This is a genomic window from Streptomyces sp. NPDC104096 (assembly GCF_055584385.1).
Genome location: NZ_JBVJMD010000021.1, coordinates 58,944 through 72,751, shown reverse-complemented (window position 1 = coordinate 72,751; position 13,808 = coordinate 58,944). Strand labels below are relative to the sequence as shown.

Genomic DNA, 13,808 nt, shown 5'->3' with positions numbered 1-13,808 from the left:
TTCCCCCGGCTCGCCCGCAGCCCGTCGACTGCAACCCGAATGGCATATGCCCCGCAGAAACCCGCCCACCGGCACGCGGCCGGGCGCAGAGTCGGCATCGTTCACGCAGGTTCCCCTGCATGTCATGGGCGTGATGTCGGGTGTTGGCCGATCGCTGACACCCTCGCCGATCACATCTGCACTGCCCGCGAGGAGTGTTCATGCGACTCGGACTTCCGTCCGCCCGGGTCTCGGCGGCCGGAGCGGCGCTGGCCATCGCCGCCGCCTCGGCCCCCGCCGCGGTCGCCGCCCCCGGCGCGCCGGGTACCCGGCCGGTGTTCTGCGGCCACGACAACCGCAGCACGCCCTTCGCGTCGTACCTGTGCGCCAGGGCCGATGACCTGCTCGATGTCCGCATCGGCGACGTGCACCCGACCCAGCCCTCGCTGGGTTATGGCGAGGTGTATTGCGAGCTCGGTCGCTACACGCCCGGCAAGGACGCGGTCAACAAGAAGTTCGACGACTGGTGCGAGGCCGACGGCCGCACAGCCGCACAGCCGCGGCGACGGTGTCGTCCGGCGCGCGCCTGGACCGTCCGTCCTCGTTCACCTGCGAACTGCCGGTCGGCGGAGAGACGGCGGACAGCGTCGAGCCGATGAAGACGGTCGTCATCGGTCCGGGCGGCGAACCGTTCCTCACCGATGGGCACCACACGCTCACGGCCTTCTACGAGACCCCCGACGGCGGCGCCGACCTGCACCTCCGGCTGCGGGTGCTGGCCAACTACAGCAACCTCACCCGCCAGGACTTCTGGGCCCGGATGAAGGCGCACAAGTGGGTGTACCTGAGCGACCCCGAGGGCAACCCGGTCAAGGTGAACAAGCTGCCGACCAGCGTGGGACTGGCCGGCTTCGGCAACGACCAGTACCGCAGCGTGCTCTACTTCGGGCGCGACATCGGCTACGAGCAGAACGGTCTGCCCTTCCAGGAGTTCTACTGGGGCAGCCGGGTCCGCGACGCCGAGCCCGTCGACCTGGCCGGCTGGGACCGCGACGACCTCGGCAGCTACCTGGCCACCGTCAAGGGCATGACCGAGGCGATGACCGCACTGCCCGAGGACACGACCGTCGACAACGGCTTCACCGCCGCCGACCTCGGCGCCCTGGCGCAGTGGAAGGCGGGCAAGGCCGCCGACAAGGGCGAGTTCGCCGAGCTGACCAAGCCGTACTCCGACGCCAAGCCCGGCAAGCTGGCTTACGCGCTCGAATACAAGCGTCTGCACGGCTTGAGCTGACCGAACCGGTGATGCCCCGTGGGACCGGCCGGCGCCTGACCGCCCAGCCCCGCCAAAAAGCCCCCGCCCCGCGAGAAACTCGCAGGTCGGGGGCTTGCTGGTGTCGGGTTACTTCTTCTTGCCCTGGTTTCGACCGCCCGTTTTCCGGTGCTGATCAGCAAGGTGGCCGCCTCAACTGACCTGCGGTGGGACGGTCGTCAGCGGTCGTCATCTGTCGTCGCTGGTTGACCTCGGAGGTCCCAGACAGGTCCCGGCATGCGGGACTGCCGGCGGTCGAGTCCGGTCGCGATGGTTGCGATGCCTCGCTGGTGCAGCAACCGTGCTGACCACCGCTTCAGGAGTTCGATCGCCACTCGACACTGCCGGGAGGTCCCCGGGCCACGGTGGCCGTGCCAGACCGTCTCGGGGTGCTGGCGTCCGGCGCCGTTGATGTCACTCGTGGATGTCAGAACGGGGCAACCGTGTGCGTTCGCCGACGCGATGGTCCCGTGGTTGACCTGGAGCACATCAGGGCAGAGACGGTGGCGTACTACCGGGAGCTCGATGAGGGCGCCACGCTGCGGCAGCACTTCCGCCACCTCGCAAAGTCCCTGGCCCCGGATTAATGCGACGCGACCGCGAGTGCCTCGTCCAGGGTCACGGGCCGGCGGCCGATCAGGCGGCGCAAGTCGCCGGAGTCGGTGTACATCTCGCCGCGGCTCATGCCGAGGTCGGCGTCGGCGAGGACCTCCGCCAGCTCGGCGGGCAGGCCTGCGGCGGCCAGTACCCGGGCGAACTCGGTCACCGGGAGGTCGGCACAGCCGACCTGTTCCCCGGTCGCGGCGGAGATCGCGGCGGCGAGCTCGGTCAGCGTGAAGGATTCGTCGCCGCCGAGCTCGTACACGGCGCCGGTGTGGCCTTCGGTGGTGAGGACGACCGCCGCGGCCTCGGCGTAGTCGGCGCGGGACGCGGCGCTGATCCGCCCCTCGCCCGCGGCGCCGACGACGGCGCCGTTCTGCAGGATCTGCGGCAGTTGGCTGGTGTAGTTCTCCAGGTACCAGCCGTTGCGCAGCAGCACGCTGGGGATCTCGCGGTCCCGCAGGTACTCCTCGGTCTCGCCGTGCGTGGCGCCGATGACGGTGGTGGCCGTGTCCGCGTGCGTCGTGCTGGTGTACGCCACCAGCGATACGCCCGCGGCCACCGCGGCGTCTATCACGCGGCGGTGGTTGGCGACCCGTTCGTGCACGGGGACCGAGGCCGAGACCAGCAGCAGTCTGTCCGCCCCCGCGAAGGCCTCGGCCAGGCTGTCGGTGTCCGCGAAGTCGGCGCGGCGCACCGTGACGCCCCTGTCGGCCAGGTCCTTGATCCCGGCGATGTCCCGGCCGGTCGCGATGATGTCCGCGGCCGGGATCCCCCGCCGCAGCAGCGCCTCGACGGTGAGCCTGCCCAGCTGGCCGGTGGCTCCGGTGACGACGATCGACATGATGGTCATTCCTTCCTTCCGCGCGTGCCTGGCGCGACTGTCGCGGTTCGTCCACGGCGGGATGGAATTCAGGGTGGCCTGCACACTCTCCATTGGGAAGTAGCAACTTCTTGGTAGGGTACTTACCTAGGCGAAAGTGTTGAGGTGAGACGTATGGCGGCTGTCGAGAACGTGACCGGACCCATGCCGTCATTTGATCCGTACGAGCGCGGCTGCCCGTCGAGGGACCTGCTCGACCAGATCGGCAGCAAGTGGGCGGTCCTCGTGCTGGGCGAACTCGGCCGGAACGGGGTCTCCCGGTTCAGCCGGCTCCGGCAGGCACTGGCGGGCGTGAGCGAGAAGATGCTCACCCAGACGCTGCGCACCCTCGAACGCGACGGGCTGGTCAGCCGGACCGTCTACCCGGAGGTGCCGCCGCACGTGGAGTATGAACTGACCGCCCTCGGCCAGACGCTGCGGGAACCACTGAAAGCGCTCACGGAGTGGTCGGTGCGGCACATCGAGGAAGTCATCACCGCCCGCGGGGAGTACGACGACCGCACCGAGCGCACCCGGTAGGCGGCGGCCGGTGGCCGTTCGTCAGGGTGTCTTCGGGAGCGGGTCGTCCGCCGGACTGCCGTGTGCTGTGCCGGCGGACCCGGTGAGTGAGAGTGCGGCGAGGAGCCGCAGTTTCTCGTCGCTGTCGCTGTCCTTGTCGGGGTAGTAGACGACGAGGATGACGTCGTCGATGGGGAGTTTGTCGCGGTGGAGGCGTAGTTCACCGACGACGGGGTGGTGGACCGTGGTCGTGCCTCCGTCGAGACTGCGGACGTCGTGGCGGGCCCACAGGGTGCGGAACCGCTGGCTGGACAGTGCGAGTTCCCCGACGAGTTCGACGAACCGGGGGTTGTCGGTGTCGTCCCCGATGGTGGCGCGAAGGGCGGCGACGAAATCCGCGGTGGCCTTCGTCCAGTCCTGGTGGAACGCCTGTTCCTCGGGGTCGAGGAGGAGAGAGCGCAGCCGGTTCTGGCCGGGCCGCAGGCGGGGGGAGAGTGCGACGGCCATGGGGTTGGAGGCCAGGACGTCGAACGCGCGCCCTTCGACGAACGCGGGGATCTGAAGGTGGGCGAGCAGCTCGTGCACCCGCGCCGGTACGTGCTCGGGCCGCTTGCGGCGTGGCGCCCTGGGACGTGCCGCCGCGAGGCCGAGCAGATACGTCCGTTCGACGTCGTCGAGCCCCAGGACGCGCGCGAGTGATTCGAGGACCTGTGGTGAGGGGTTCTTGTCACGGCCGCGTTCCAGGCGCAGGTAGTAGTCGGGACTGATCCCGGCGAGCAGGGCGACTTCCTCACGGCGCAGGCCCGGCACGCGACGGTTGCCGCCGGGCGGGAGCCCCGCCTGCTCCGGGGAGACCAGCTCACGCCGGGCACGCAGATAGCTGCCGAGCCGGTTGCCGGATTCCTCATCCTTCATACCGACACCGTAATGCGGTGCGCGTGTCTCAGAGGGGGCCCTGGCAGGACCAGGGAAGACGGGGGCACTGCCACATCCGGCGAACGCCGCCAAGACTGCGATGACACCGTTTCGAAAGAGACAGGGAACATCACTGTCTGCGCCGCGGGCTTGAACTCCGTCGGCGCCCTGGACCGAAGGGAAGATCCCGTGGATCTCTCCAACCGCACCGTTCTCGTCGTCGGCGGAACCTCGGGCATCGGGCGAGAGCTGGCCCGCCGGTTCGCCGCGGCGGGCAGCACCGTGGCCGTTGCCGGCCGCAGCCCGAAGGCACTCTCGGAACTCGCCGAAGAAGGTTTCGGCACGTTCGGTATCGACGTCACCGACAGCGCCTCCGTCGCGTCTGCCCGTGACGCCGTGCTCGCCCGGTATCCCGAGCTGGACACCGTGGTGACGATGTCGGGCGTCATGCTCCTGGAGGACCTGCGCGACCCCGCGCACTTCGAGGCGGCAGCAACGACGATCGACACCAACCTGCTCGGCACCATCCGGGTCATCGACGCCTTCACCCCGCACCTCGTCCGGCGGGGCGCCGGCACCTTCATCACCGTCACCTCCGGCATCGCCTTCCTGCCCTTCCCGCCCATGCCCAGCTACGCCGCCTCGAAGGCCGCGGTGCACGCCTACGCCGAGGCACTGCGCGCGCAGCTCGACGGCACCGGTGTCGGCGTCGTCGAGCTCGTCCCCCCGGCCGTCGCCACGGCAGGACAGGAAAAGGTGAACCCGCACGCGCTGCCGCTCGACGACTTCGCCACCGAGGTGATGGACCTGCTGGGGACCGAGCCCACTCCGCGCGAGATCCTCGTCGACCGCGTCCGGGTACACCGCTGGGCCGAGCGCGACGGCACCTACGACGAACTGGTGGCCCAGCGCTCGCAGGCCCTCTCGATGCTCCCGAGCCGGCAGGGACGGCGCTGAACGGCGGGATCGCACCGGTCACCGCAGGGGTGAGGCCGGGGTGGTCAGTCGGCGACGGTGAGGACGACCTTGCCGCGGGTACGGCCGGCCTCGACGCGGGAGTGGGCCGCGCCGGCCTGCTCCAGCGGGAAGGTCTCCGCCACCTCGACGGCGACCTCGCCGGCGTCGATCAGGCCCGCGATCGTGGTCAGCGCCGCGCCGTCGGGCTCGACCAGGTACGGGGTGACCCGCACCCCGGCCGCCTCGGCGGCCGCGGCCAGTTCCGGGGAGACACCGGCCGGGACGGCCACCAGCAGGCCGCCCGGGCGCAGGACCTTCAGCGAGCGGGTGCTGGTCCGGTCGTGGGCGTCGCCCACCAGGTCGATGACGACGTCGATGTTCTCGGTGGCGTCCTCGAAGCGGGTGGTGGTGTAGTCGACGCTCTCGTCGGCGCCGAGCTCCTTGAGCCAGGGGTGGCGTGCGGCGCTGGCGGTGGCGATCACGTGGGCGCCCAGGTGCCGGGCGAACTGGACCGCGAAGTGGCCCACCCCTCCGGCGGCGGCCGTGATCAGGACGCGCTGGCCGGCCCGCACGTGGGCGGTGTCGACCACGGTCTGCCAGGCGGTCAGCGCCGCCAGCGGCACGGCGGCCGCGTGCACGTGGTCCAGGGTGGCCGGCTTGCGGGCCCACTGGCGGGCCGGGGCGCTCACGTACTCGGCGTAGCCGCCGGCCGCGCGCGGGAACCACGGCATGCCGTACACCTCGTCGCCGGGCGCGAGCGTGGTGACGCCGAAGCCGACCTCCTCCACGACACCGGAGACGTCCCAGCCCAGGATCAGCGGGAACGTCTGCAGTCCCGCCATGCCCTGGCCCTCGCGGGTCTTCCAGTCCACCGGGTTGACGCCGGCCGCGTGCACGCGCACCAGCACCTCGGTCGGCAGCGGCTCGGGGCGCGCGACCTCCTCGGCGGTCAGTACCTGCGGTCCGCCGAACTCCGTGACGGTGACAGCCCGCATGGTGTGCTCACTCATGTCGTCCTCGCTCGTGTCCGTATCGCTGTTTCTTCCGCCGGGAGCGCGGTCCCGGCAGAAGAAACAGTGGCGTGTGCCCGCGGAGGTGAGTGAGTGGCCGGAGGGTCACCTGTCGTACCATTCCGGCCATGCCGCATCGTGTTGTCGTTCTCGCCCTCGACAAAGTCCTGCCGCTGGACCTGGGCATCCCGGCGCGGGTGTTCAACGAGGCCTGCGAACCGGACGGGACCCGTCTGTACTCCGTCGTCACCTGCTCCCTCGGCGGCCGGCCGGTACGCACGCACGAGGACTACCGGATCGTCGTCGACCACGACGAGTCGGTGCTGGAGAGCGCGGACACCGTCGTTCTGGCCACGCAGGAGCCCGGCGAGCGCCTGCTCGCGACCGGCGCGCTCTCCGAGGAACTCGCCGCGGCGCTGGACCGGATCGGGCCCCGGACCCGCATCGTCAGCCTGTGCACCTCGGCCTTCCTGCTCGCGGCGGCCGGTCTGCTGGACGGTCGGCGGGCCACCACGCACTGGGCGCTGTGTGACGCGCTGGCGCGGCTGTTCCCCGACGTCGAGGTCGATCCGGACGTGCTGTTCGTCGACAACGGACGCATCCTGACGTCCGCCGGCGGAGCGGCCGGCATCGACCTGTGCCTGCACCTGGTCCGTCTGGACCACGGGGCGGCGGTGGCCTCGGCCGCCGCGCGCCGCTGCGTGGTGGCGCCGTGGCGCGAGGGCGGCCAGGCGCAGTTCATCGAGCACCCGGTTCCGCAGGACACCGACCGTTCCACCTCGGCGACCCGGCAGTGGGCGCTGGACCGGCTGGCCGAGCCGGTCACCCTGGAGGACATGGCCCGGCACGCGCACATGAGCGTGCGCACCTTCACCCGGCGGTTCCGCGGCGAGGTGGGCAGCAGCCCGCTGAAGTGGCTGGCGCAGCGGCGGCTGGCCCACGCGCGCCTGCTGCTGGAGTCCACCGACCTGACCGTCGCGCGGATCGCCACCGTCTGCGGCTTCGGCGACCCCGTCGCCCTGCGCAAGCACTTCCACACGCACCTGGGCCTGTCACCACTGGCCTACCGTCGCGCCCACAACGCACCGGAGCCCATGACGGCACAGTGACCACCCGGCCGGGCGCCGCCTGCTCCGCGCAACGCCTGACGCTCCTTCACCCGCGTCCCCGATGACCGCACTCGTTGATCTCAGCCGTGGACGTCAGAGGGGCCGCACCGACGAACATCCGTGGGTGCGCCCCCTCTGGCCTGGTGCCCCCGGCAGGATTCGAACCTGCGACACCCGCTTTAGGAGCGAGGCGGGGCGATCGTAGGCGTGACCTGCGGTTCCCCTAGCGTGAGTGGGGTCGGCGACACGCGCCTCTGTATACCTTGACTCCCCGTGAGTCCCCGTCCGTTCTGGCACGGATGTGGCACGACGGCTTTTCGCCCCGAAGTGACTTGTCTGAGACCGTGTTTGAGATCTGCCGTGTCGTGTGGCGGAAGCGGTCGTCGAGTGTGCCGTGACTGGTGCTGGGGGGTATCCGTCGGACCTGTCCGACGAGCAGTGGGCGGTGGTGAACCCGCTGCTTCCGCCGCCACGGACGGGGCCGAAGGGCGGTCGGCGGGAGAAGCATCCGCGACGCTGCATCGTGGATGCGATCCTCTACGTGGTGCGGACCGGCTGTGCCTGGCGGCAGTTGCCGCACGACTTCCCGCCCTGGCCGACGGTGTATTGGTACTTCACCCGGTGGCACGACAAGGGCACCGTCGAGAAGATCCACGATGTGCTGCGCGACCGGGTTCGCGAAGCCGACGGCCGCAACGCAGAGCCCACGGCCGGGCTGATCGACTCGCAGTCGATCCGGACAGCCGACACCGTCCCCACCACGACGCGAGGCTTCGACGCCGGCAAGAAGGTCAAAGGCCGTAAGCGGTTCCTGGTCACCGACACTCTCGGCCTGCTGCTGACCGTCCACGTCATGGCCGCAAGCATCCAGGACCGCGACGGCGCCAAGCGGGCGCTGCTGTGGGCCCGTTTGGACCACCCGAGCGTGCGAAAGGTGTGGGCGGACCAGGGCTTCGCCGGCCGCCTGGTCGACTGGACCGCCCAGATCCTCGGCCAGGAACTGGAAATCGTCCGCAAGGACCCCGGGCAGCGGGGCTTCCAGGTCCAACCCAAGCGGTGGGCGATCGAGCGCACTTTCGCCTGGCTCACCACCAACCGGCGTCTGGCCCGCGACTACGAAACCAGTCCCGCCCACGCCGAAACCATGATTCGCTGGGCCATGATCGGCGTTATGGTCCGTCGCCTTACCCGAGGACGAGCCGCGACCCGCGTCGGTCCGCGCCCTCTTGCTCGTCGGGGCCCAGGTAAACCCGTTGAACCTCGGGCCAGTATGGGCACTACTGTTCCATCGTGATCGACATCAACGCGGCCCGACTCGGGGCCGAAGCCGCCCGTCGCTTGAAGCAGGCGGACTGCTGCGAGATCGAGCCAGGGCTCACTGACGACGAGTTCGAGCGCATACAGGCGGAATACGGCTTCCAATTCTCAGACGATCACCGTGCCTTTCTCGCTGCCGGCCTGCCGGTCAGCGAACCGCCCCAGGAAGGCGCGACCTGGGACAAGCCCTGGCCCGATTGGCGCAACGGCGATCCCGCCGAGCTGCGATCCCATCTCGCACGGCCGACCGAGGGCATATTGCTCGAGGTGGAGCATGGTTACTGGTACCGGGGATGGGGTCGGCGGCCCGCAGAGCCGCAGGATGCCCGGGCCGTCGCCGAACGGCATCTGGCAGCAGTCCCTCAACTGGCCCCGGTATACGCGCACCGATTCCTTCCGGCAGACCGCCGAACCTACGGACACCCCGTCCTGTCGATCTGGGACGGCACCGACATCATCTACTACGGCAGCGACCTGGCCGATTACATCGACCACGAGTTCAACGAAGATCACGAACCAGACTGGGAGAACTGGAACCCGAAGGCGACCGTCCCCTTCTGGAAGGACTTCTTGAGGTAGTCGGGCTTCCTGCCAGCAGATCTCAAACACGGCCTGAGACGGTCAACTCAATTGTCAGGACGGGACTTCCAGGCGAAGGCGTCTGCTGTCCGAGTAGCCAGAGAGCCGATCCGCCGAGAGTCGGTGACGTCGGTCCAGTTGTGGAGCGAGGCGTTGCGCGCGCCGTGCTCCGCTTCCTGGTCGTAGAAGAGGGTGAATCTGTAGACCCTGCCGTCATCAGAGATGACCTGGCCATCCTCGTGATCGGGACCTTCCTGCAAGAGGTCGACGACAACCGTTCGATCTGGATCGAGCCCCTGGCTCCTCAGGAGCTCCCGCAACCGGATCCAGAGGTCGTAGGTACTGGTCAGCAGGAGATCGGTGGACCGGACGACGATGCTTGACACCATGTAGCCATGATCGACCCACCGCGGCCTTCAACCACTCACTCCCTGCCCTGCACTCCGGACGTTCACCCGACGTCCCGGCGGCGGCGGACGGCGTTTGGCCGGATGGCTCTTGCCGCCCGGCCAAAGCTCATGGGCCAGATCCCACGACGGTCAGTTCACTCCCGTAGTCACTAGCAGTAATAGTAGTCGTAGTAGTAATTCTCGCCGATCTTGAAGCAGTCCCAGTCGCTAGCGGTGCCGACCTGCTGCTGGGATGCCTGGATGACCACAGTGCCGGCCTGTGCCGACGCCGGAGCGGCGAACGCGGTGGCGGGGATCAGCGCGCCTCCCGCGGCCAGTGCAGCGGAAGCGGTGAGGATGACCAGACGCCGTGTACGAGATGTGCGAGTCATAGGGAATTCCCCTTCGGTGAGAAATTGCGGGGATAGAAATCCGTCAAACGGTCCCGCGCAGGCGTTCCCCGTGGGTCACCCACTCTGCGTGAACCCATGTCTCAATTGACCCCGGCCTGGCGCACCACGTCATGTCCTGGGAAGTGCCTCGACTTGGCCAGGACGCATCCCGTATGCGGTGGCGGTCTGGGGAGCGGTATCTACACCGCGATGCGCTGGGCACCGTGAGGGCCGGTGGATTCCGGCTTGCGACGCCAAATTCCCTACGTACGGACTTGGTTACTCCCGTACTTGGCGCCTGCACTTCGACCGTAGCGAGTGATATGTGCTGTGTCCACTTATGGCCTAGTGTGGCGCGATTGATGCCTCAACTGCCGTGAGGACACGGCGATGACCAGCGGAAATCCGAGAGTTGGTGCCTGCGGCAATCATCAAAGGCTCATCCATCGGCACGACATGCACCCGCTGCGCACTTTCCGACCTCGCGCGGATCGCGGAATGCACCCCCTCCCTTTCCGAGCGGCCTGGGGCGCGGCACCGCGGGGCGTTGGCGCGATCTTTGGCCGGTGGCCTGCCCGGGCTGGGGTCGAGCATGGGCAGGGGGCCATACGCTGGCCGCGAATCGGGCTGGCTCCTGCCTGCCCGCGACAAGCCCGATCGGCCCCCTGGTCTTGCTCGACGTCGGGTCCCGGACCGGGGAGGTGGCTAAAGATCGTGCTGGCGCCCGCCCCAGCCACCGCGGTTCTGACCTCATGCCCCGGGCCTACCTTGTGGCACGCGGCGGCGGACGGCCGTGCCGAGCGGGACGGAGGCAGGAGCGTGGGCGCGGCCGGACGTCGGCCGCGCGCCCGGCGGAGCGTGAGCGACGCCGGGTGCCTTGAACCAGTAAAGAAAGTTGTAACTCACTCAGTCGTTCGGGGCTGTAGCGCTGCTGATCGTCTTCGACATCCGCATCCGCCGCTGGCGCCGTCGCCCCTGACGGCCCAGAGACGGCCCAGGCACAGCAACGAGCCCCCTACCGGCGGAGAACCCGCAGGTAGGGGGCTTGATCAGTCCGGCTTACTTCTTCTTGCCCTGGTTCTTGACCGCTTCGATGGCTGCCGCGGCCGCTTCCGGGTCGAGGTACTTTCCGCCCGGGGTGACCGGCTTGAAGTCGGCGTCGAGCTCGTAGTACAGCGGGATGCCCGTGGGGATGTTCAGGCCCGCGATGTCGGCGTCGGAGATGCCGTCCAGGTGCTTGACCAGGGCGCGCAGGCTGTTGCCGTGGGCGGCGACCAGGACCGTGCGGCCGGTCAGGAGGTCGGGCACGATGCCGTCGAACCAGTACGGGAGCATGCGGACGACGACGTCCTTGAGGCACTCCGTCTGCGGGCGCAGCTCCGGCGGCAGCGTCGCGTAGCGCGCGTCGTCGAACTGGGAGTACTCGGCGTCGCGGTCGAGCGCCGGGGGCGGGGTGTCGTACGAGCGGCGCCAGAGCATGAACTGCTCCTCGCCGAACTCCGCGAGGGTCTGCGCCTTGTCCTTGCCCTGGAGGGCGCCGTAGTGGCGCTCGTTCAGGCGCCACGAACGGTGGACCGGGATCCAGTGCCGGTCGGCGGACTCGAGGGCCAGCTGCGCGGTGCGGATGGCGCGCTTCTGGAGGGACGTGTGGACCACGTCGGGCAGCAGGCCGGCGTCCTTCAGCAGCTCACCGCCGCGGACCGCCTCCTTCTCGCCCTTCTCGTTGAGGTTGACGTCCACCCAGCCGGTGAACAGGTTCTTCGCGTTCCACTCGCTCTCGCCGTGACGGAGGAGGATCAGCTTGTACGGTGCGTCGGCCATGCGTATGAGCCTAATCGAAGGCTTTGGGGCGGGGCGTTCCTGCCCACGGAACGGACTCCGGACAGCGGACGGACGTACGGCGAACGGGGAGGGGTGGGCCGGGGCGGGTACGGGGGCGCCGACAGTTGACTGGATCTGTTAATTGAGTGGTCCGCCCGAGGCCCGCGATCGTAAGTTGTGCGCACCGCCTGAGCCGCTTACCACCGTGGGAGTCCCTCCATGTCCGTCACCGCTCTGAGGCGCACCACCCGCGAGACCCTCTCCGGGCTGCCCCGCGAGTTCTGGTGGCTGTGGACCAGCACTCTCGTCAACCGGCTCGGGGCGTTCGTCGCCACCTTCATGGCGCTGTACCTGACGCTCGACCGCGGCTACTCCGCCTCGTACGCGGGTCTCGTCGCCTCGCTGCACGGGCTCGGCGGTGTCATCTCCTCCCTGGGCGGAGGCGTGATGACCGACCGGCTCGGGCGGCGGCCCACGATGCTGATCGCCCAGGTGTCCACCGCCCTTTCGGTGGCACTGCTCGGGTTCGTGCACGATCCCGTCGCCATCGCCGGCGTCGCCTTCCTGGTCGGGATGGCCAGCAACGCCTCCCGGCCGGCCGTGCAGGCGATGATGGCCGACATCGTGCGGCCCGAGGACCGGGTGCGGGCCTTCTCGCTCAACTACTGGGCCATCAACCTCGGTTTCGCCGTCTCCTCCATGGCGGCCGGCTTCATCGCCGAGTTCAGCTACCTCGCCGGGTTCCTGATCGAGGCGGGCATGACCCTGGCCTGCGCGGTCGTCGTCTTCCTGAAGGTCCCGGAGTCCCGGCCGCAGCACACGGCGGCGGAGAAGAAGGCCGCGGACGAGGTCGGGCTCGGGACCGTGTTGCGCGACCGGCGTTTCATGAGCGTGGTCGGGCTGTCCTTCCTGGTCGCGGTGATCTTCCAGCAGGGGTCGGTCGGACTGCCGGTCGCCATGGGCGAGGCCGGGTTCACCCCGGCCGACTACGGCCTGGCGGTCGCCGTCAACGGCTTCCTCATCGTCGCTCTCCAGATCCCCGTCACCCGGCTCATCGAGCACCAGGACCCGCGGCGGCTGCTCGTCGTCTCCTCGATGCTCGCGGGGTACGGCTTCGGGCTCACCGCCTTCGCCGGATCCGTCGGCGTCTTCGCCCTCACGGTGTGCGTGTGGACGCTCGCCGAGATCGTCAACGCGCCGACGCAGACCGGCCTCGTCGTCCGGCTCTCCCCGGTCCACGGACGCGGGCGCTACCAGGGCATGTACACCATGTCGTGGTCGGTGGCGGCCCTGGTGGCCCCGCTGATGTCCGGTTTCGTCATCGACCGGTTCGGCGCGGAGTGGCTGTGGGGACTGTGCGCGGTCGTCGGGACGGGGGCCGCGGTCGGGTACGGGGCGCTGATGCGGTCGCTCGCCGCGGACGAACGGACGGCGGGAGAGCAGGCCAAGGTCTCCTCCAGCACCTCGTCCAAGGCCTTCCCCGAGGCCTCCCCCGAGGCCGCCGCCAAGCCGTGAGCCTTGAACCCCGAGTTCTGAGCCCTGTCTTCTGAGCCCGGTATGTCCGGCGTCGGTTCCGCCGTCGCCGGACGTGCCGGGCTCAAGGGTGCATACGGGCGCCCTTGAGCACCTTGTCCACCGCGTTCCGCGGGCCGTACACGGCGAGTCCCACCAGGTCCAGCGCCGCCGTCGGCACCGCGCGTACGGCCGCCCGGTTGTCGTGGTCGTTGCCGGTGGCGAAGAGGTCGGAGGTGAAGAGCGCGCGGGGCAGGGCGCGGGACAGCGCCCTGGTGTGGGCCGCCGTCAGCGTCTCCTTCGTGCCTTCGAGGACCAGTACCGGCTGACGGAACATCGGCAGGTGCCGGACGCCGTCCGCGTCCTCGTACGGGTCGCCGATCACCTCGGGGACGACCGTGCCGAGGCCGCTGGTGAGGAACGCGGTGACGTTCAGGCGCTGCCAGGTCTCCAGGTCCTCCCGCAGCAGGACGGCGATCTTGGTGTCGAATCGGGGTTGCTCGCTCATCCCTCGAGACTGCCGAACGCCGTCCGA

The 13,808-nt window shown here is 69.4% G+C and carries 15 protein-coding genes; 8 read left to right on the top strand and 7 right to left on the bottom strand.

Annotated elements, in window-relative coordinates; translation table 11 throughout:
* Positions 1-200: 200 nt before the first annotated feature.
* Positions 201-638 (top strand): hypothetical protein, encoded by a 438-nt coding sequence (locus tag ACZ60B_RS22150; protein WP_469389476.1) that lies wholly within the window; start codon positions 201-203, stop codon positions 636-638.
* The gene (locus ACZ60B_RS22145; protein WP_469389474.1) at positions 635-1,273 is read left to right on the top strand and encodes a ParB/Srx family N-terminal domain-containing protein; all 639 of its coding nucleotides are present in this window, start codon (positions 635-637) and stop codon (positions 1,271-1,273) included. The genes ACZ60B_RS22150 and ACZ60B_RS22145 overlap by 4 nt, the downstream gene beginning before the upstream one ends.
* A 601-nt stretch (positions 1,274-1,874) precedes the next feature.
* Here the strand turns inward: ACZ60B_RS22145 and ACZ60B_RS22140 are convergent.
* Positions 1,875-2,744, bottom strand: a complete 870-nt coding sequence (locus ACZ60B_RS22140; RefSeq protein ID WP_469389472.1) for an SDR family oxidoreductase — start codon at positions 2,742-2,744, stop codon at positions 1,875-1,877.
* Positions 2,745-2,888: 144 nt separating this feature from the next.
* On the opposite strand from ACZ60B_RS22140, the gene ACZ60B_RS22135 reads away from it, so the two are divergent.
* The gene (locus ACZ60B_RS22135) at positions 2,889-3,293 is read left to right on the top strand and encodes a winged helix-turn-helix transcriptional regulator (RefSeq protein WP_454400721.1); all 405 of its coding nucleotides are present in this window, start codon (positions 2,889-2,891) and stop codon (positions 3,291-3,293) included.
* A 21-nt stretch (positions 3,294-3,314) separates the two neighbouring features.
* Here the strand turns inward: ACZ60B_RS22135 and ACZ60B_RS22130 are convergent, their stop codons facing one another.
* Entirely contained in the window at positions 3,315-4,187 is an 873-nt protein-coding gene (locus ACZ60B_RS22130; RefSeq protein WP_469389469.1) for a helix-turn-helix transcriptional regulator, read from the bottom strand.
* Positions 4,188-4,376: 189 nt separating this feature from the next.
* Here ACZ60B_RS22130 and ACZ60B_RS22125 point away from each other — a divergent pair, with 189 nt between their 5' ends.
* Positions 4,377-5,144, top strand: a complete 768-nt coding sequence (locus ACZ60B_RS22125) for an SDR family oxidoreductase (protein ID WP_469389467.1) — start codon at positions 4,377-4,379, stop codon at positions 5,142-5,144.
* Positions 5,145-5,188: 44 nt separating this feature from the next.
* Here ACZ60B_RS22125 and ACZ60B_RS22120 read toward each other — a convergent pair whose 3' ends face one another.
* Positions 5,189-6,154 (bottom strand): NADP-dependent oxidoreductase, encoded by a 966-nt coding sequence (locus ACZ60B_RS22120; protein ID WP_469389465.1) that lies wholly within the window; start codon positions 6,152-6,154, stop codon positions 5,189-5,191.
* 128 nt (positions 6,155-6,282) lie between these two features.
* On the opposite strand from ACZ60B_RS22120, the gene ACZ60B_RS22115 reads away from it, so the two are divergent.
* The 3 genes from ACZ60B_RS22115 (at position 6,283) to ACZ60B_RS22105 (ending at position 9,159) form a co-directional block, all read left to right on the top strand.
* A complete protein-coding gene (locus ACZ60B_RS22115; RefSeq protein ID WP_469389463.1) occupies positions 6,283-7,263 on the top strand; it encodes a GlxA family transcriptional regulator in 981 nt (326 codons plus the stop codon).
* Positions 7,264-7,630: 367 nt separating this feature from the next.
* On the top strand, positions 7,631-8,557 hold the full coding sequence (locus ACZ60B_RS22110) for an IS5 family transposase (protein WP_469389461.1): 927 nt from the start codon (positions 7,631-7,633) through the stop codon (positions 8,555-8,557).
* Positions 8,554-9,159 (top strand): hypothetical protein, encoded by a 606-nt coding sequence (locus ACZ60B_RS22105; protein ID WP_469389459.1) that lies wholly within the window; start codon positions 8,554-8,556, stop codon positions 9,157-9,159. Before ACZ60B_RS22110 ends, ACZ60B_RS22105 begins: the two co-directional genes overlap by 4 nt.
* Before the next feature lie 47 nt (positions 9,160-9,206).
* Here ACZ60B_RS22105 and ACZ60B_RS22100 read toward each other — a convergent pair whose 3' ends face one another.
* From ACZ60B_RS22100 to ACZ60B_RS22090, 3 genes are all read right to left on the bottom strand, one after another.
* A complete protein-coding gene (locus ACZ60B_RS22100; protein WP_469389457.1) occupies positions 9,207-9,548 on the bottom strand; it encodes a hypothetical protein in 342 nt (113 codons plus the stop codon).
* Between the two features lie 170 nt (positions 9,549-9,718).
* The gene (locus ACZ60B_RS22095; RefSeq protein WP_469389455.1) at positions 9,719-9,940 is read right to left on the bottom strand and encodes a hypothetical protein; all 222 of its coding nucleotides are present in this window, start codon (positions 9,938-9,940) and stop codon (positions 9,719-9,721) included.
* Between the two features lie 1,059 nt (positions 9,941-10,999).
* Positions 11,000-11,761 (bottom strand): phosphoglyceromutase, encoded by a 762-nt coding sequence (locus ACZ60B_RS22090; protein ID WP_469389453.1) that lies wholly within the window; start codon positions 11,759-11,761, stop codon positions 11,000-11,002.
* Positions 11,762-11,980: 219 nt separating this feature from the next.
* Here ACZ60B_RS22090 and ACZ60B_RS22085 point away from each other — a divergent pair, with 219 nt between their 5' ends.
* Complete coding sequence (locus ACZ60B_RS22085; RefSeq protein WP_469389451.1) at positions 11,981-13,276, top strand: MDR family MFS transporter; 1,296 nt, start codon at positions 11,981-11,983, stop codon at positions 13,274-13,276.
* 82 nt (positions 13,277-13,358) lie between these two features.
* Here the strand turns inward: ACZ60B_RS22085 and ACZ60B_RS22080 are convergent, their stop codons facing one another.
* Positions 13,359-13,781, bottom strand: coding sequence for a DUF2000 family protein (locus ACZ60B_RS22080; protein ID WP_469389449.1), 423 nt, complete (start codon positions 13,779-13,781; stop codon positions 13,359-13,361).
* Positions 13,782-13,808: the final 27 nt, after the last annotated feature.

Coding starts and splice junctions, on each gene's coding strand:
- ACZ60B_RS22150 (WP_469389476.1), top strand. CDS start 201: ATGCGACTCGGACTTCCGTCCGCCCGGGTCTCGGCGGCCGGAGCGGCG.
- ACZ60B_RS22145 (WP_469389474.1), top strand. CDS start 635: ATGAAGACGGTCGTCATCGGTCCGGGCGGCGAACCGTTCCTCACCGAT.
- ACZ60B_RS22140 (WP_469389472.1), bottom strand. CDS start 2,744: ATGACCATCATGTCGATCGTCGTCACCGGAGCCACCGGCCAGCTGGGC.
- ACZ60B_RS22135 (WP_454400721.1), top strand. CDS start 2,889: ATGGCGGCTGTCGAGAACGTGACCGGACCCATGCCGTCATTTGATCCG.
- ACZ60B_RS22130 (WP_469389469.1), bottom strand. CDS start 4,187: ATGAAGGATGAGGAATCCGGCAACCGGCTCGGCAGCTATCTGCGTGCC.
- ACZ60B_RS22120 (WP_469389465.1), bottom strand. CDS start 6,154: ATGAGTGAGCACACCATGCGGGCTGTCACCGTCACGGAGTTCGGCGGA.
- ACZ60B_RS22115 (WP_469389463.1), top strand. CDS start 6,283: ATGCCGCATCGTGTTGTCGTTCTCGCCCTCGACAAAGTCCTGCCGCTG.
- ACZ60B_RS22100 (WP_469389457.1), bottom strand. CDS start 9,548: ATGGTGTCAAGCATCGTCGTCCGGTCCACCGATCTCCTGCTGACCAGT.
- ACZ60B_RS22095 (WP_469389455.1), bottom strand. CDS start 9,940: ATGACTCGCACATCTCGTACACGGCGTCTGGTCATCCTCACCGCTTCC.
- ACZ60B_RS22090 (WP_469389453.1), bottom strand. CDS start 11,761: ATGGCCGACGCACCGTACAAGCTGATCCTCCTCCGTCACGGCGAGAGC.
- ACZ60B_RS22085 (WP_469389451.1), top strand. CDS start 11,981: ATGTCCGTCACCGCTCTGAGGCGCACCACCCGCGAGACCCTCTCCGGG.
- ACZ60B_RS22080 (WP_469389449.1), bottom strand. CDS start 13,781: ATGAGCGAGCAACCCCGATTCGACACCAAGATCGCCGTCCTGCTGCGG.